This window comes from Pseudomonas sp. 14P_5.3_Bac1 (assembly GCF_025466135.1).
In the GTDB taxonomy this organism is placed as follows: domain Bacteria; phylum Pseudomonadota; class Gammaproteobacteria; order Pseudomonadales; family Pseudomonadaceae; genus Aquipseudomonas.
Map to the genome: position 1 here is coordinate 93,825 of NZ_JANLOF010000010.1, position 16,368 is coordinate 110,192.

General features: G+C 58.6%; 17 protein-coding genes and 1 pseudogene. 10 read left to right on the plus strand and 8 right to left on the minus strand.

All coding sequences use genetic code 11. The annotated features are described in order from the left end of the window. Positions 1-113 precede the first annotated feature (113 nt). The 4 genes from NTD89_RS02935 (at position 114) to NTD89_RS02950 (ending at position 3,341) form a co-directional block, all read left to right on the plus strand. Positions 114-1,658 carry an S-type pyocin domain-containing protein gene (locus NTD89_RS02935; RefSeq protein WP_410017200.1) on the plus strand — a complete coding sequence of 515 codons (1,545 nt, stop codon included), beginning with the start codon at positions 114-116 and terminating at the stop codon, positions 1,656-1,658. A gap of 1 nt (position 1,659) precedes the next feature. Then, the gene (locus tag NTD89_RS02940) at positions 1,660-1,935 is read left to right on the plus strand and encodes a hypothetical protein (RefSeq protein ID WP_242193924.1); all 276 of its coding nucleotides are present in this window, start codon (positions 1,660-1,662) and stop codon (positions 1,933-1,935) included. A 678-nt stretch (positions 1,936-2,613) separates the two neighbouring features. Then, complete coding sequence (locus NTD89_RS02945; protein WP_242193920.1) at positions 2,614-2,973, plus strand: DUF6124 family protein; 360 nt, start codon at positions 2,614-2,616, stop codon at positions 2,971-2,973. Between the two features lie 146 nt (positions 2,974-3,119). Next, positions 3,120-3,341: a hypothetical protein gene (locus tag NTD89_RS02950; RefSeq protein WP_262206400.1), complete on the plus strand. Its 222-nt coding sequence runs from the start codon at positions 3,120-3,122 to the stop codon at positions 3,339-3,341. Between the two features lie 107 nt (positions 3,342-3,448). Here the strand turns inward: NTD89_RS02950 and NTD89_RS02955 are convergent, their stop codons facing one another. Further along, the gene (locus NTD89_RS02955) at positions 3,449-4,636 is read right to left on the minus strand and encodes an MFS transporter (protein WP_242193917.1); all 1,188 of its coding nucleotides are present in this window, start codon (positions 4,634-4,636) and stop codon (positions 3,449-3,451) included. Positions 4,637-5,129: 493 nt separating this feature from the next. On the opposite strand from NTD89_RS02955, the gene mqo reads away from it, so the two are divergent. Next, positions 5,130-6,785 carry a malate dehydrogenase (quinone) gene (gene mqo, locus NTD89_RS02960; protein ID WP_124416773.1) on the plus strand — a complete coding sequence of 552 codons (1,656 nt, stop codon included), beginning with the start codon at positions 5,130-5,132 and terminating at the stop codon, positions 6,783-6,785. A 72-nt stretch (positions 6,786-6,857) separates the two neighbouring features. On the opposite strand, the gene NTD89_RS02965 is transcribed toward mqo, so the two are convergent. After that, on the minus strand, positions 6,858-7,523 hold the full coding sequence (locus tag NTD89_RS02965; protein WP_262206401.1) for an NADPH-dependent F420 reductase: 666 nt from the start codon (positions 7,521-7,523) through the stop codon (positions 6,858-6,860). A 99-nt stretch (positions 7,524-7,622) separates the two neighbouring features. On the opposite strand from NTD89_RS02965, the gene NTD89_RS02970 reads away from it, so the two are divergent. Further along, on the plus strand, positions 7,623-8,519 hold the full coding sequence (locus tag NTD89_RS02970; protein ID WP_106576904.1) for a LysR family transcriptional regulator: 897 nt from the start codon (positions 7,623-7,625) through the stop codon (positions 8,517-8,519). 4 nt (positions 8,520-8,523) lie between these two features. Here NTD89_RS02970 and NTD89_RS29375 read toward each other — a convergent pair. After that, positions 8,524-9,372: pseudogene (locus tag NTD89_RS29375) on the minus strand (LysR substrate-binding domain-containing protein). 98 nt (positions 9,373-9,470) lie between these two features. On the opposite strand from NTD89_RS29375, the gene NTD89_RS02985 reads away from it, so the two are divergent. Further along, complete coding sequence (locus NTD89_RS02985; RefSeq protein WP_262206403.1) at positions 9,471-10,370, plus strand: DMT family transporter; 900 nt, start codon at positions 9,471-9,473, stop codon at positions 10,368-10,370. Between the two features lie 131 nt (positions 10,371-10,501). After that, the gene (locus tag NTD89_RS02990) at positions 10,502-10,831 is read left to right on the plus strand and encodes a YXWGXW repeat-containing protein (protein WP_106576901.1); all 330 of its coding nucleotides are present in this window, start codon (positions 10,502-10,504) and stop codon (positions 10,829-10,831) included. A 56-nt stretch (positions 10,832-10,887) separates the two neighbouring features. On the opposite strand, the gene NTD89_RS02995 is transcribed toward NTD89_RS02990, so the two are convergent. The 3 genes from NTD89_RS02995 to NTD89_RS03005 form a co-directional block, all read right to left on the minus strand. Beyond that, positions 10,888-11,262 (minus strand): hypothetical protein, encoded by a 375-nt coding sequence (locus tag NTD89_RS02995; protein ID WP_145163093.1) that lies wholly within the window; start codon positions 11,260-11,262, stop codon positions 10,888-10,890. Between the two features lie 70 nt (positions 11,263-11,332). Further along, the gene (locus NTD89_RS03000; protein WP_242193902.1) at positions 11,333-11,728 is read right to left on the minus strand and encodes a PIN domain-containing protein; all 396 of its coding nucleotides are present in this window, start codon (positions 11,726-11,728) and stop codon (positions 11,333-11,335) included. Next, positions 11,725-11,982 carry an AbrB/MazE/SpoVT family DNA-binding domain-containing protein gene (locus tag NTD89_RS03005; protein ID WP_262206404.1) on the minus strand — a complete coding sequence of 86 codons (258 nt, stop codon included), beginning with the start codon at positions 11,980-11,982 and terminating at the stop codon, positions 11,725-11,727. Before NTD89_RS03005 ends, NTD89_RS03000 begins: the two co-directional genes overlap by 4 nt. A 154-nt stretch (positions 11,983-12,136) precedes the next feature. Here NTD89_RS03005 and NTD89_RS03010 point away from each other — a divergent pair, with 154 nt between their 5' ends. Then, entirely contained in the window at positions 12,137-12,529 is a 393-nt protein-coding gene (locus NTD89_RS03010; RefSeq protein ID WP_262206405.1) for a RidA family protein, read from the plus strand. A gap of 1 nt (position 12,530) precedes the next feature. On the opposite strand, the gene ppnN is transcribed toward NTD89_RS03010, so the two are convergent. Both ppnN and NTD89_RS03020 read right to left on the minus strand, forming a co-directional pair. Then, entirely contained in the window at positions 12,531-13,904 is a 1,374-nt protein-coding gene (ppnN, locus tag NTD89_RS03015; protein ID WP_145163099.1) for a nucleotide 5'-monophosphate nucleosidase PpnN, read from the minus strand. A 149-nt stretch (positions 13,905-14,053) separates the two neighbouring features. Next, on the minus strand, positions 14,054-14,878 hold the full coding sequence (locus NTD89_RS03020; RefSeq protein ID WP_145163100.1) for an aspartyl/asparaginyl beta-hydroxylase domain-containing protein: 825 nt from the start codon (positions 14,876-14,878) through the stop codon (positions 14,054-14,056). Between the two features lie 273 nt (positions 14,879-15,151). On the opposite strand from NTD89_RS03020, the gene fabV reads away from it, so the two are divergent. After that, positions 15,152-16,345: an enoyl-ACP reductase FabV gene (gene fabV / locus NTD89_RS03025; RefSeq protein ID WP_262206406.1), complete on the plus strand. Its 1,194-nt coding sequence runs from the start codon at positions 15,152-15,154 to the stop codon at positions 16,343-16,345. Positions 16,346-16,368 lie beyond the last annotated feature (23 nt).

Genomic DNA, 16,368 nt, shown 5'->3' on the forward strand with positions numbered 1-16,368 from the left:
CTGGACAGCTAATTAACGTTGCAACGCGTACTTATATACTTAGCACATACCCCCCCATTATTTCCCAAAATGTTAAGGATCAAGAGGCGAGCTTTGCAACGAATCTTCAGTCGATGCCCGAATCTATTGCAAAAAGCATTACTGCAATAGAACAAAATGAAGGCAGTCCCGCGAGCGAAGTCGAGAAAATCGAACAGCATATTCGTTCGGTAGATACGCTAATCACTCAAAAATCTCAGGCTGCTGCTGCTCAAAAGGCGATTGCTGATAAGTACTACTATGGAGACTTCTTTCGTTTCCCGACTATGCAATTTATTAAAGATGCAATCAGCGGGAGCAAGACAAACTACCCTCCAGATAAAAATTATAAAGAATGGTACACTTCACTTGAGGCTGCGTATGCTGCAAAATATATCAATCGGGAGATCGATTATTTAAATGTCCTGAAGCAGAATCTTCAAGCACAGGCTAACCAAGCACGTGCAGACGCTGAGGCCAAACGTATTGCCGATGAGGCGGCAGCAGCTGAGGCTGCTAGGGTAGCTGCTGAAGCCGCAGCACTTAAAGCAGCTCACACGTTCAGGCTTCCCGCAGCCGGTGCTATGCAGCTGAGTACGGCTGCAGGCTCTATTGCCGTCACGGCAGGTTCAGGCGTTACGTTGGAGGCGGCGATTCAAGCGGCTAAGGTAGCGCTGAGTACAGTTGTGAGTGCGGCCACGGCAGTCGGTATTGGAGCTTTGACGTATTCAGAGTCCCTTGGCAACGGGGAGCTGCCCGCGACAATGCTGGATCTGCCCGCTAAGGAACTGGCGCCTAGCCTGCCTGATAATCTTCTCGAGGTAGCGGCGGCTGGTGGGACGGTTGATGTGCGATATCGGCTTTATGGTGATCAATCGAAGTATTCGGTAGTGGCCACCCAGGTCACTGGTGGACTAGCCCCCACTGTTCCGGTAAGGGCATTGGTGCTTGATCCTGTGGCCAACGCCTATACGTTTACTACAACCGATACACCGCCGATTACCCTGGCATTCCCTATTGCAGTACCAGGAAATAGCTCAACGGCAACTCCGGCACAGCCCGTGGAGACTCCGGTATACACAGGCATCACTCTGACCCCAATTGACGTCAAAGCTGAGCCGTTTCCGATTGCCAGCCAATTGAGCATCCGAGACGCTATTTACGTTTACCCCGCGGATTCGGGTTTGCCGCCGATTTATGCGGTATTTAGTAGTCCGTACGAAGGTGCTACCACTAAAGGTGTACACAGCGGACGGATGTACAATCCTGATAAAGCCGGAGGTCCAACCCAAGATCTTGATTGGGCAACGGCAACGGTGACTCAGGAAGGTATTGATCTGGTTAAATTGCATACGTCACGATTCGTACCTTCTGATGCTAATCAGATTATGATTGAACGGCTAGAAAAGATACTAAGTGGTCAGATCCCTGTTACGGATGTTGATAAACGATTTTACACCCATGAAATGCGAGAGTTAGAACGTTACAGGGCGCTCGGGGTAGCTGATGGAGTAGAAGGAAATGTTTGGAATAATGCTCATGCTGCAACCTTAGAAGACTATAAGCTGAGGGATGCTGACGATTTATTCTATACGCCTGAAGCCATTGCTGCAGAAATTAAACAAGTATATGGAGAGTAAAATGGGTAACATTAATGACGTGGTAGTCGCTGAAGCACCAAGGGATGTAGTTCTTTTTATTGTAAGAAACAAACCAATTTCGTATCCAATGCTGGATCGACTCTACAGCAGGAATGGGTGGGCCAATATTTCAAATAACTTAGAGCTTTTGAAGCTTATTGAAAATATGGAGCTCGAAGGGGTGGTTGAACATGTTGATGGAGGAATAAGAAAAGGCCCAAACTGGAATGCGCCAGCATTCATGGTTGAGAATAAGTACACGTTGAGTGATATTTAGGTCTGCAAAAAAACCCAGCTCAAGCTGGGTTTTTTTTGCTTGGACTTTGAAAAGTTATTCCTCTCCGTATTCTGGATACTCTTGATGCTGGTGCTTTTAGGTATACCCAATTGGGTCATGGATACCCACACAGCGTCAGATGTTGACGTTTGAAGGGGATGTTGGGATTGGAGCGACAGGCATTGGCGATAAGCACCGTGCCTTAAGGATGTGGTTTTGTCGGCCAGGCGAGGGCTATTTCAGGAGGGGAGTGGTACGAAAGTGGTACGGGGTTTTTATCGTGCGCTACAGGGCACGTATTACAATGTCTGTAGAATTAGCAGTTCCAATCCATCATCGAGACGACTAACACAGCATGGATTGTTCTGGGCAACGGGCTAAAATCCAAGGGGAAATTTCCCACACTTTTCTCAGCTTGCCCCTCAGACCACCCCTAGCTAACCTCCCCAAACCGCTGCAAACCCAGCGGCCGGATGTGGAAGTCCGTACCAAGCTAAGACGCAATCGTCACAAACACCTACCGGCGTTTTTTTACGCCTGTATCATGTGTTGCGGCGGCTGTGCGCGGGGCACTTCGGTGCGCCGGGTCCTTAGCCCTGGTCTTCCACACCTGCGTACGGCTGCCACCCTCATGTGGAAGTGAGATTGGCAGTTCCTGAACAGTTAAGGAGCTTCGCCATGCACAAGGTCACACCTAATCCGCCTCATGCCTCAAACGCTGAACCCATTGATGCCAAGCTTCAAGCTGCGGCTCAACGCGCAATCAATCATTACCTGCCGCCATCTGACGACAACGCCACCCCTGCCGACCATCCAACCACCAACCTATTCCACGTCAGCCCCAACATCGACACCGAAACCCTCCTAGCCAACGCATCCGAAAACCTCGACTCCGCCAACCAAATGGCCGCCACCCTGGCCTTCGACCTCGAAGACCCGCACCGCGCCATCATCCTCGGCATCCAACAACTAATCGACCTAAGCGCTTTACTCGTCGCCCGAGCCCAAGACCAAGTCGCGCCTGCCGCCATTGCCTGACCCCTAACCCCGCCGCCTCACCCCAAGGCGGCAACCTGAACCCACGCTGTCCCCCAGCAAAGTTTCATAATTCCCTGCACCGTTGAGGACTACGCTCCCACTTAAGAGAGGACCCCCGCGCCTCCAGCCCATAGGGAACTGAAAACATGATCTCGAACCTGGTTAAAGTCGTGATGATTGCTGGCACGTTGCTGTTGGGCGCTTGTTCGACGGGGTCGTCGGGCGGGAGTGGTGACCCTTGTTTCTCTGGCGGATGTCAGGCGTTTGGGGACCATAGCCCGAGCAAGGCGGCCAAGATGAATTTTGGCGGCAGCGGGTTGGGGAGTAGTTATGGGGAGTATGGGTCGGGGTTGTTGCACGATGATTGATGGGGTGGTGGGGCAGTCAGAGGTGTGTTGACTGGCCCACCGCTATCGGGGGCAAGCCCCCTCCCACCTTTAGAATGCCCACCTTAGGGGTGTTGGTCTGGGACGTGTCAGTGGCCGCCTTTCATGCGGCGGGCGATGAGGTAGATGCCCAGGCCGACGAGTGCGGTGGCGGCGCCGATGTAGCCGGTGCTGGTCCAGCCATAACCCGCCGTGATCGCCATGCCGCCAAACCATGGGCCCAGCGCGTTCGCCAGGTTGAATGCCGCGTGGTTGGACGCCGCCGCCAAGCTTGGGGCTTCGTGGGCGATGTCCATCAGGCGGATTTGCAGCGGCGCGGCCATGGCAATCATGGTGCCGACCAGGCCGATGCCCAGCAGTACGCTCCACAGCGCACTGGCGGCGAAGGTGAAGAAGATCAGCACGGCCATCGACCACACCATAATCCAGCCCACGGCGCGAAATTGCAGGCGGTCGAACAGTTTGCCACCGGCGATGTTGCCGATGATGCCGCCGACGCCAAACGCGGCGAGGCCGAAGGGGATCCATTGGGGTGACACTTTGGTGACTTCGAGCATGGTCGGGGCGAGGTAGCTGAAGACGCAGAACATGCCGGCAAAGCCAATCGCGCCGATGGACAGGGCCATCCACACTTGGGGTTTGGTGAAGGCGCGCAGTTCTTTGCGCGGGTCGCTGCGTGGTTCGTCGTGGCGGTCCGGTACGAATTGCCAGACCAGGGCGATGGTGCACAGGGCGATGGCGCTGACCAGCGCGAACGCCGAGCGCCAGCCCAGGTGTTGACCCAGGAAGGTGGCGATGGGGTTGCCGAGCAGCATCGCCAGGGTGAGGCCCATCATCACACGGGCCACGGCGCCGGCGCGTTTGTCGTTGGGCACCATGCTGGAGGCGACGACGGCGGCGATGCCGAAGTAGGCACCGTGGGGCAGGCCGCTGATAAAGCGGAAGGCCACCAGCGAGCCGAAGGTTGGGGTGAAGGCGGTGGCGAGGTTGCCCAGCGCGTACAGGCCCATCAGCAATAAGAGCATGTGTTTGCGCAGCAATTTGGCGCCGAGGATGGCCAGCAGTGGCGCGCCGACCATGACGCCAAGGGCGTAGGCGCTGATGGCGTGGCCGACCTGCGGTTCGCTCAAATTCAAATTGTGGGCGATGTCGGGCATCAACCCCATGATGGCGAATTCGCCGGTGCCGATCGCGAAGGCGCCCACGGCCATGGCAGCTTCCATTTTGGCGGCGCTGCGCGCGGGCAGAACGTGCCCGGGTGTTTGCTGGATAGTCATGGGTAACTCTGTTTGGAAGGATTGCACGAAGGACAGCCGCCGATGCTACGCAAGCAGCGGCGAAGGTGTCTAGAACAGCCGTTTGCAGCAGAGTTCAGTTTCATCTAGCCACCTGTGACGCCACGTCGCGCCTGCCTGGCTTGACAGCGGCGCGTTAAAAGCCGCGATTTAGAGCTGTCAATTGGCCAAACGGCGCATAAACGCTCTTTGGCGTGATATTCTGCGCGCCGTCTTGGTCTGGTCTTTCCCGGCACGTACACCCGTATACGTCCCGGCGATTGGCTGTCGCCCAGGTAGCTGAAGCCAATAATGATAAAAAGTCAGCGCAGAAGGGACATAAACAGTGAGGTCGATACGTCGGCCTTGTGTGCCCACCCTGCGGCTCTCTCGTGAATGTGCAAACCCCGCGGCGCGCTGCCTGGCGTGGCGTGATAGAGGGTTGCCCATGCTCAGGGGCGGTAGGGCGGATGGCGTTTTATCATAGGTGCTACTGATGTTTAAAAAAGTAAACACTGCCCTGCTGGGGCTGGCTTTGTCGATGGGGATCACCTCCGTTCACGCGGAAGAGGCAAAGAAAGTCGATGTGCTGCTGATCGGCGGCGGCATCATGAGTGCGACCCTGGGTGTTTGGCTCAACGAGCTGCAGCCGGACTGGTCGATGGAGATGGTCGAGCGCCTGGACGGCGTGGCCGAAGAAAGCTCCAACGGCTGGAACAACGCCGGTACCGGTCACTCGGCTTTGGCTGAGCTGAACTACACCCCGGAAAACAAGGACGGCACCGTTGAGATCCCGAAAGCGGTCGAGATCAACGAAGCGTTCCAGATCTCCCGTCAGTTCTGGTCCTGGCAGGTCCAGCAGGGCGTGTTGAAGAACCCACGTTCGTTCATCAACTCCACACCGCACATGAGCTTCGTGTGGGGCGATGACAACATCAAGTTCCTGAAAAAACGCTACGAAGCCCTGCAAGCGAGCCCGCTGTTCGCTGGCATGCAGTACTCCGAAGACCCGGCGCAGATCGCCAAGTGGGTTCCGCTGATGATGGAAGGGCGTGACCCGAACCAGAAAATCGCGGCCACCTGGACCCCGATCGGCACCGACGTGAACTTCGGCGAGATCACCCGCCAGTTCGTTGCCCACCTGCAAACCACCCCTAAGTTCGACCTGAAACTGTCGAGCGAAGTGCAGGACATCACCAAAAACGCCGACGGTTCGTGGCGTGTGAGCTACAAAAACCTGAAAGACGGCACCAAGACTGAAACCGACGCCAAGTTCGTGTTCATCGGCGCCGGCGGCGGTGCACTGCACCTGCTGCAGAAGTCGGGCATTCCTGAAGCCAAGGAATACGCGGGCTTCCCGGTGGGCGGTTCGTTCCTGGTGACCGATAACCCAACGATTGCCGAGCAGCACCTGGCCAAGGCCTACGGTAAGGCTTCGGTTGGCGCGCCACCGATGTCGGTTCCGCACCTGGACACCCGCGTGCTGGATGGCAAGCGTGTGATTCTGTTTGGCCCATTCGCGACCTTCTCGACCAAGTTCCTGAAAGAAGGCTCGTACCTGGACCTGCTGACCAGCACCACCACCCACAACATCTGGCCAATGACCAAAGTCGGTATTCGTGAATACCCACTGGTCGAGTACCTTGCCGGCCAACTGATGCTGTCGGATGACGACCGCTACAACGCCCTGAAAGAGTACTTTCCGAACGCCAAGAAAGAAGACTGGCGCCTGTGGCAAGCCGGTCAGCGCGTGCAGATCATCAAGCGTGACGAAGAGCAGGGCGGCGTCCTGAAACTCGGCACCGAAGTGGTCAGCTCCGCCGACAACACCATCGCAGGCCTGTTGGGTGCATCGCCAGGCGCGTCGACCGCGGCTCCGATCATGCTGACCGTGCTGCAAAAAGTGTTCAAGGACAAGGTCGCGACCCCTGAGTGGCAGGCCAAACTGCACCAGATCGTGCCGAGCTACGGCACCAAGCTGAATGACAGCCCTGAGGCTGTTGCGAAGGAGTGGGCTTACACTGCCGGCATCCTGCAACTGACCCCACCGCCTGCGATTCCGCAGTTGAACGCGCCAAAGGCGACCGAAGCCACCGAGGCTGCCAAGCCTGCGGCTGAGCCGAGCAAGCCGGCGTCTGACCTGGCGCTGTAAGCCAAAGGTCAAACCGCTGTAAGAAGCCCGCTGAACCGGTCACGGTCAGCGGGTTTTTTTGTGCGCGCGTGTTCAGCCGCGCACGCGTTCGACCGGCGGCAGTTCCACCGTGCGTTCGGCAGCTGCCAGCGCCGCAGTTAAACCCGCTTGGTCCAGCGGCACGCAGTACGCAGGTTTTGCCCGCTCAAAACGCCAGCTTTCATCCAGCCCGCCTGCGTCTACGGCGTCGAAACCGAGCTCGTCGAGCAGCTTGATTACCTGCGCCTTCGCTGCGGCGTCATCGGCGGCCACCGGCAGTGCACGGCGGGCGGGCGCGCCGTGGGGGCGGGCGTCTTGCGTCAGGTCGGGGGCAAAAATCGCATTGAACACCTTGACCACGTTGGAATGCGGTAGATGCTCGGCCAGCAGCCGGCTGGTGGTGGTTTCAAAGCGGTCCAGCACGGCGATATGCCCGTCGCGGTTGGGGTAGTAATTGTTGGCGTCCAGCACCGTTTTGCCTTCCAGCCATTGCGCGGGCACGCTGCGGTAGTGTTCAAACGGAATGGCCACCAGCACGACGTCGCCAAACCGGGCGGCATCCTCGGCACTGCCCACCTCAACGCCGAGTAGGCCACTGAGCACGCTGCTCATGGTCTGCGGGCCACGGGAGTTGCTTAACATCACCTCATGCCCGGCGGCCAGCGCCAGCTGTGCCACGGCTCGCCCGATGAAACCTGCTCCAATCACGCCGATCTTCATGGTCTTGCTCCTCGTAAGTCATCGAGCAGTTATGATGATTGGCAACTAGCTGGCGATAAATGAGCGTTTTGGCGTGGGTGTTGTTACTGGGAGTAGGGAATGATGGACCGTCTTTCAAGCATGCATGCCTTTGTGATGGCCGCCGAGTTGGGCTCCTACGCCCGCGCCGCCGAGCGCTTGAACATGTCCGCGCAAATGGTTGCCAAGCATGTTGCCGCCCTGGAGCAACGCCTCGGCGCGCGCTTGCTTAACCGCACCACGCGTCGGCAAAGCCTGACGGAACTGGGGCACGCGTACTACGAACGCTGCAAACATATCCTGACGGAGGCTGAGGCTGCCGATTCGCTCGCCCAGATCATGAATGACACGCCGCGCGGCAAGCTGAGAGTCACCGCCCCGGTCACCTTCGGTTCCTACAGCCTGATGCCGCTGATTACCGCGTTTTTGCGTGACAACCCGGACGTAGAAATTGACCTGCACCTCACGGATCGCTTCGTCGACTTGGTGGAGGAAGGCTATGAGGCGGCGTTCCGTATCGGCCCTTTGGCCACCACCGGTTTAACGGCCCGGCCCTTGGCACCTTATCGCTTGGTGGTGTGCGCGGCGCCGGCGTATCTGGCGGTGCGAGGGACGCCACAGTGCCCGGCAGACCTGGCGCAACATGAATGCCTGGGCTACGCCTTTTGGTCACGCCCGGCGGACCGTGAATGGGTCTTCCACCAAGGCGCAACGCCCTACACGGTGCAGGTCGCCAGCCGCCTTCAAATCAACGAAAGCCGGGCGTTGATGTCGGCGGCACTGGATGGCTTCGGCATCGTGCTGGGCGCCGAAGACTTCCTGCGTCCGGCCTTGGCTCGGGGCGAGTTGGTGCGGGTACTGCCGGCATTTGAGGCGCCCAGCCGCCCCATGCACTTGGTTTACACCGCCAACCGGCAGCGCACCGCCAAGTTGCGGCGGTTTGTCGAGGCGGTGCTGGCGCGCTTCGGCCAGGCGTGAGGGCTCAAATGTGGAAACCCTGTTTTACCTGCGCATACAGATGCAGGGCCAGCGCATTGCTGCTGTCGCACAGCAGGTACAGATGATGCACCGGCAGTGGGGGTAACTCGAACCCTGCAATCTTTTGCGTCAGCCCGCTGCCCATGCGGCTTTCTTCGATCAACCCCACCGCCACGCCGCTGCGGATACAGGCCTCGACCGCCGTGGAATTGGGGCTCTCCAGCAATACCCGGTGGTAAATCCCGTGATCCTTCAGCGCCTGCAACGCCGCCGTACGGTACGGGCAGCCGGCAACCGGCACGGTGATCGGCAGCGCCGCATTCGGCGCGCAACTGAAGCCCTCGGCCGCCACCCACAGCGGCTGCACCGGCCCCAGGCGTTCGCCCTGGGCCAGCGGTTGTGCGCTGACGGTGATGGCTAGGTCGAGTTGGTTGGCCATAAACATATTCAGCAGCTCACCGCTGGTGCGCGCTTCGACTTACAGTTCCAGCAAGGGGTTATCGGCGATCAAGCGCGGCAAAAATGCCTGCATGAACGCCGGCGCATAGGTATCGGGAATGCCCAGGCGAATCTTGCCCTGCATGCGCTGTGGCATCAGCGCGATCAGCAGGCGGTCATGGCTCTTGAGAAACTCGGTGGTTTCGCCGAGCAGCTTCTGGCCATACAGCGTCAGCTCCACGCCCTGGTTGCTGCGGCTGAACAGGCGCTGGCCGATTTGCTCCTCGAGCTTTTGAATTTGTGTGGTCACTGTCGATGCGCTGCGGTGCACATGCTCGGCCGCCTCGTTGAAGCGCCGAAAGCGCGCCACGGCGTGAAAAGTGCGTAACAAGTCGATGTTCAGTTGCTTGGTCATGATTCCACAATTACGAATTTGTGGTGCAAGTAATTCAAATATACAGAAGCATGCGCGGCCCTTAGCCTTTCAGTCAACGTGCACTGACGGGAGGATTCATGACGCGATCAACCTTGAAACGGCTGCTGCTGCAGGTGGCGTTTGTGCTGTCCTGGAGCTCCGGCTACATCGGCGCCAAGTTGGGTACGCAAGGCAGCGGGGCATTCAACTTGCTGTTCTGGCGCTTCCTGCTGGTGTCGGTGTGCCTGGGGCTGTTTTTGAACGTGAAGCTGTTGAAGGTGAGCTGGGCTCAGATTCGCCACTACGCCGTGATCGGCTTTCTGTCGCAGTTCCTCTACCTGAGTTGCCTGTATGTGGCGATCCAAAATGGTTTGCCGCCCGGCATTGCCGCCATCATCGCGGCGCTGCAGCCATTGATGACGGCGGCATTGTCGACCGGCAGCGCTGCCGAGCGCAGCGGTGGCTGGCAGTGGATCGGGTTGATGATCAGCTTTATCGGCGTCTCCATCGTGATTGCCGGGCAGTACAGCAGTGGCGGGCAGAGCGTCGGCTTTGTCATGTACTTGTTGCCACTGGCCGCAGCGCTGGGGCTGACGCTGGCGACCTTGTATGAGCGCCGTACCGCTCAGCGCCAGCACGCGGGGTTGGTGTTGCCGCTGTTCATCCAGTCGCTGCTGACGCTGATCGGCTTTTCCGGCGCCGTGCTCTATACCGGCACCTTCAGTGTTCCTCATGACTCGGACGTGTTGATCTCTATCGTCTGGCTGACGGTGTTTTCCACATTCGTCGCCTATTTGAGCTTGTGGATGTTGTTGCGGGTAATGACAGCGACCCACGTGGCAGCGCTGGTCTATCTGGAGCCACCGGTCACCCTGGTGTGGGCGGCGTTGATGTTTGGCGATGCGATCCAGGGCTCAACCTACGCCGGTATTGCGGTGGTGGTGACGGGGTTGGTGCTGGTGCGTCTGAAACAACCGACCGTCGCCTGTGCTTCCTGAGGTCTGCAGGTTCAGCAAGCCGACAGACATCACCTGTTAAAAAGATCCCATAGCCAAGCAGGAGCGCGGCTGAAACATGGGGGCATTTTTTATTGGTGCAGGTGCTGGGCGTACGCGCCCGAGGGTTTTGTATGTTGCTACGTTATGCGGCATTGGCGGCGGTTGTCGTCGCAGCGTCCGGGTGTGTGCAAGAGCGTGTGGTGCATGAGCGCGGGCCGGTACAGCGTGAGTATGTCGAAGTGGTCGCGCCGCAACCGCCGCCGGTTCAAGTGATCGAGGTGGAACCTGCGCCGCGCTACGGTTATGTCTGGTCACGCGGCTACTGGCGCTGGGCAGGCGGGCGATACGTCGCGGTGCACGGCCATTGGGAGCAAGTGCGCGAAGGCTATCGTTATGTGCATCCGCACTGGGTGCAGCGCAATGACGGTTACCACTGGCAGGGCGGTGGCTGGGTTCGCTGAACCCTGGCCGAACGCCTGGCCGCAGGCGTGAGCGGGTTCGCGCCTGCAAAAAACCGCTAGGTCGGCTTTTGGGTACCCAGCAGCCGAACCTCCCGCAGCAACGCGGCACCGAGCTGATCGGTGCCCAATTCCTTGTAGCCCACGGCCTTGATCTCGCCGTTTTCTTCGGCCTGGATGATGATCACCGGCGTTTCCTTGCCCGTAGCTTCGTCCACATGCAGGGCGTACTGGGGAATATCCAGCTTGATCGGCGTGCCCGCCGCCTTGCCTTGTACATTGATCAGGAACGCCGCGCAGCCAGTGTCGACATCCACACTGGTGGCGGGCCGGCCGCTGACGAAGCAGGTTTTCGGCAGGTCGGGCCAGGCGATGGTGTCGGCCAGGGTAAAGGTCGGCGTCAGGGCCAAGGCTGCGAGCAAAAGCGTGCGCACGTTGGGTGTCTCTCGATCAAGGGTAGGGGCGGTTTTTACCAAAGCCCGCAATTCGCTGCAACGCTGCCGGTCAGGCCAAGCGCTTCATCCCGGTGGCCTTGGCCGCGTTGACGTCAAAGGTGGCGGTGTATTCACAGCCTGCCGCATGGGCACAGCGCTCTATCAGGTAGTCGGCAAACTCGGCTTTGCCCGCCGTGAATCGTCGCAGTGCCTGCCAGATGATCTCGGCATGTTCGACGGTCAATTCACGTGTACGCAGCAGCGTTTCCAGAACCGTCACCACATCACTCTTGGCCGATTGGTAACAGCTTTGTAACACCCATACCAGTTCCACCACGCACACCAGGCTGACGAAACCCGGCGAAAGCGTGGTGAGCGATTCGATCAGCTCGGACGCCTTGGGGGACTGAACGGGATCATCCTGGGTGACATAACGCACCAGCACATTGGTATCCAGGCCGATCATTGCGCTCTTGCTCCCTGCGCAGCGATGGCGCGGTTCATATCGTCAATCGACACGGCCTGGGCGGGCTTGCGGATCAACCCTTTGAGGTCCTGAACGGTTTTGCTCGCGGCAATGATGGAAAACTTGCCGTCTTCCGTTTCGACAAACTCAACCCGGTCGCCGGTTTCCAGACCCAGTGCGGTCCTGACTTGGACCGGGATGGTGATTTGCCCTTTTGAAGTCAGTGTGGCGGTCGCCATAGTGAAGATCTCCATCGTAATGTTCCTTACCCTAAGGTAAGGATTGATGAAGGACAAGATCCGTTGGTCCATAGGTCGCTCGCTGGTAGACGTGGGTGGGAACAGGTAAAACCCTAGCTCGACGTTTTCACGTTCACACGCTTTTCAGAGACCCTAAGAGATACAAGCTATGACCGACCGCCACCGCATCATCCCGCCCGCCATGCAACCCATCGTAGAGCGCGCGGGCTACGTGCCTGCCGTAAAAGTTGGCAACACTTTGTATTGTGCAGGCCAGGTCGGCCGTACGCCGAAGTTGGCCGTAATAGAAGACCCCGAGGCGCAATTCATCGCCGCCTGGGAGAACCTGCGGCACGTATTGGAGGAGGGCGGCTGCCGTTTTGAAGACGTGGTCGACATGACCACGTATCACGTTGATATGAGCCAGCACATGGCGGTTTTTCGCGAGGTGAAAAACCGCCTGTTCCCACGCGGGCATTGCGCCTGGACGACCATTGGCGTGTCAGAACTGGCGCATCCCGGGTTACTGGTGGAAATCAAATGTGTGGCGGTACAGCGCTAATTCATTGCACCACGCGATAACACGGCACATACGCGGCACCGCCCGGCAGCTTCATGCGGTGCTGGGCGACAAACGCCTGTAGCAGCTCGTCCAGCGGTTTCATGATGGCCGGGTCGCCGTGGATTTCGTACGGGCCGTGTTGCTCGATCAGGCGAATGCCCTTGTCCTTGACGTTACCGGCCACGATCCCCGAGAACGCGCGGCGCAGGTTGGCGGCCAGTTCGTGGGGCGGCAGGGCGTGGCTCAGTTGCAGGCCTGCCATGTTTTCGTGGGTCGGGTCGAACGGGCGCTGGAAGCCTTCGTCGATCTTCAGCAGCCAGTTGAAGTGGAACGCGTCATTGCGCTCGCGGCGGAACTGCTTCACGGCCTTGAGCCCGGCCGTCATCTGGCGCGCCACTTCGGCCGGGTCGTCGATGATGATCTGGTAGTGCGCCTGCGCCGCTTCGCCGAGGGTGGCACCGACGAAGGCATGCAGTTGTTGCAGGTACGGCGCCGCGTGTTTCGGCCCGGTGAGGATGACCGGGAACGGCACGTCGCGGTTGTCCGGGTGCATCAGGATGCCCAGCAGGTACAGGAACTCTTCAGCCGTGCCGGCGCCGCCCGGGAAGATGATGATGCCGTGGCCTACGCGCACGAAGGCTTCCAGGCGTTTTTCGATGTCCGGCAGGATCACCAGCTCGTTAACGATCGGGTTTGGCGCTTCGGCAGCGATGATCCCCGGCTCGGTCAGGCCCAGGTAGCGGCCGCCGGTGATGCGCTGTTTGGCGTGGGAAATGGTCGCGCCTTTCATCGGACCTTTCATCACGCCGGGGCCGCAACCGGTGCACACGTCGAGGCTGCGCAGGCCCAGTTCGTGGCCGACTTTCTTGGTGTATTTGTATTCTTCGGTATTGATCGAGTGGCCGCCCCAGCACACCACGATTTTCGGCTCGACACCCGGACGCAACGTACGGGCGTTGCGCAGCAGGTGGAACACGTAGTCGGTGATGCCCTGGGAATTGCTCAGGTCGATGCGCTGGCTGTCCAGCTCGTTCTCGGTGTAGACGATGTCGCGCAGGGCGCTGAACAGCATTTCGCGGGTGCTGGCGATCATTTCGCCATCGACGAAGGCGTCGGCCGGCGCATTCAACAGTTCCAGGCGTACGCCGCGATCCTGTTGATGGATACGCACTTCAAAGTCTTTATAGGCGTCGAGGATGGTCTTGGCGTTGTCGATGTGCGCGCCAGTGTTAAGGATGGCCAAAGCGCACTGGCGGAACAACGTGTAGATGCTGCCGGTACCGGCTTCGCTCAGTTGCTGGACTTCACGCTGGGACAGGGTTTCGAGGCTGCCCTTGGGGCTGACGGAGGCATTGATGACTTGACGTTGGGGCATTCTGATTCCTTGAAAGCACAGCCACCGCACCCGCCAGGGGTGGCGATGGCTGGAGAATGATGAGCGCCGAACTCGGTCGCACGAGACGCACAGTTTGGCAGGCATGAGGCCGTGCGCAAACTCCGTCCAGCACCATCATGCCGCAGAACTTACTGAATCAGCTTCCAGTTTTTGTAGAAAACCCGACGCAGGGTAAACACCAGCCCGGCAAAGCCCGAGATCACGGCGTTGAGCACGGAGGGCAGCAAGGTCGGCCGCACGATATCGATGAACAGGCAGTAACGCTTTGCGTCGTTCTTGTTGAAGGACGCGTGCATCAGCGTGTCATCGAAGATAAACAGCGGGTCGTCGTGCCAATAATGCTTGTGTTTGCCCACCTGGATGTAAACACCCTCGTGGTGCGGCGCCGGCGCCATGTTGTAGAGCACTCGGAACATCATGCGCAGCGGGCCGAAGTGGAACGACGTCGAGCGGTTTTCGTTGAACACCGACACCCCGATGGTCTTCACGAACGGCAGTTTTTTGCGCAGCTGCGGGATGTCCAGCGTGGTTTCGATCGGGCGGCCGTACCATTGGAAAAACAACATGCCGCGCTTTTTCTCGGCCATGCGTTCGTCCAGGTAACCGATGATTTCGTCCTTGTGGGCCATGGCGTCGTCGATTACCTGTTGCAGGTCTTCACGCCAGGCGGGCGGCAGGTCGTTCATGGTGTAGACGTGGCGGTTGCGCAGGCTGAAGAGGTCGAACAGGGTATTGAACGGCGCCAATATCCAAGTGTTGCGGCCGTTGCCAACGAAGTATTTCTTGATCGTGTCGCGGTCGTACAGGCCGTTGCGCAGGAAGTCATAAATGCCGCAGAACAGCACCAGCAACAGAAATACCAGGCTGGTGCGCGGGAAGCAGTACATGAACAACAGAACGCCCAGCACCCAGGCGGCTGAGACCAGCTTTTTTTGAACAGCACTTTTACTCATGAAGCGTGGCTCCGAACCTGAAACAAAGCGAAACAATGTTGCCATGATAGTGGGTTCCGGCGGCGCTGGGCGTTTTAAATATTGCGAAATTGTGAAGGCCTGGCACAGTTTTTAACCCGCGCAGTGGCGTATCCGGCCTTTTGTTGATTGGATTTTGTAAACAGAAGATTTGCGACTATCGTGACGCTTCGGTTTTTTGGACGTCATAGACCGGTACGATTAAGTTGAATGGCCACCATTGGCCTTCGGCACCTTGGAAGAGGCAGAAATTTTATGATCATCAAACCGCGGGTTCGTGGCTTTATCTGTGTGACCGCTCACCCTGTTGGCTGTGAAGCGAACGTCAAAGAGCAGATCGACTACGTCACCCAGCATGGCGTCATCGAAGGCGGCCCGAAGAAGGTGCTGGTCCTTGGCGCCTCCACCGGTTACGGCCTGGCCGCGCGCATCAGTGCTGCGTTTGGCTGCGGCGCCGATACCTTGGGTGTGTTTTTTGAGAAAGAAGGCGAAGAAGGCAAGCTGAGCTCCGCCGGCTGGTACAACAGCGCAGCGTTCGAGAAGTTTGCCGTTGAAAAAGGCATGTACGCCAAGAGCATCAACGGCGACGCGTTCTCCGACGAGATCAAGCGCCTGACCATCGAAACCATCAAGAAAGACCTCGGCAAAATCGACCTGGTGGTGTACAGCCTGGCCGCGCCACGCCGTACCGACCCGCAAGGCGTGGTGCACACCTCCACCCTCAAGCCGATCGGCAAGGCCGTGACGTTGCGCGGTATCAACACCGACAAAGGCGTTGTGGTCGATACCACGCTTGAGCCTGCGACCCAGGAAGAAATCGACGGCACCGTGAAAGTCATGGGCGGCGAAGACTGGCAGCTGTGGATCGACGCGCTGCGTGACGCCGACGTGCTGGCGGAAGGCGCCAAGACCACCGCCTTCACCTACCTCGGTGAAAAGCTGACCCAGGATATCTACTGGAACGGCTCCATCGGCGAAGCCAAGAAAGACCTCGACAAGAAAGTCCTGACCCTGCGCGACAACCTCGCCGCACTCAAGGGCGACGCCCGTGTGTCGGTGCTCAAGGCTGTGGTCACCCAGGCCAGTTCGGCGATCCCGATCATGCCGCTGTACCTGTCGCTGCTGTTCAAAGTGATGAAAGAGCAGGGCACCCACGAAGGCTGCATCGAGCAGGTCTACGGCCTGTTCAAGGACAGCCTGTACGGCAAAGAGCCGAAGCTGGATGCCGACGGCCGCCTGCGTGCCGACCTGGCTGAGCTGGAGCCCAAAGTCCAGGACGCCGTGGCGGCGCTGTGGAACCAGGTGACTGACGACAACGTTAACGAAATCAGCGACTTTGCCGGTTACAAGGCTGAGTTTCTGCGTTTGTTCGGTTTTGAAATCGACGGCGTGGACTACGACGCTGACGTGAACCCGACCGTGAAGATCAACGGCCTGATTCAAGCCTAAAAAACGGTCAAAAAAGGTGGGAG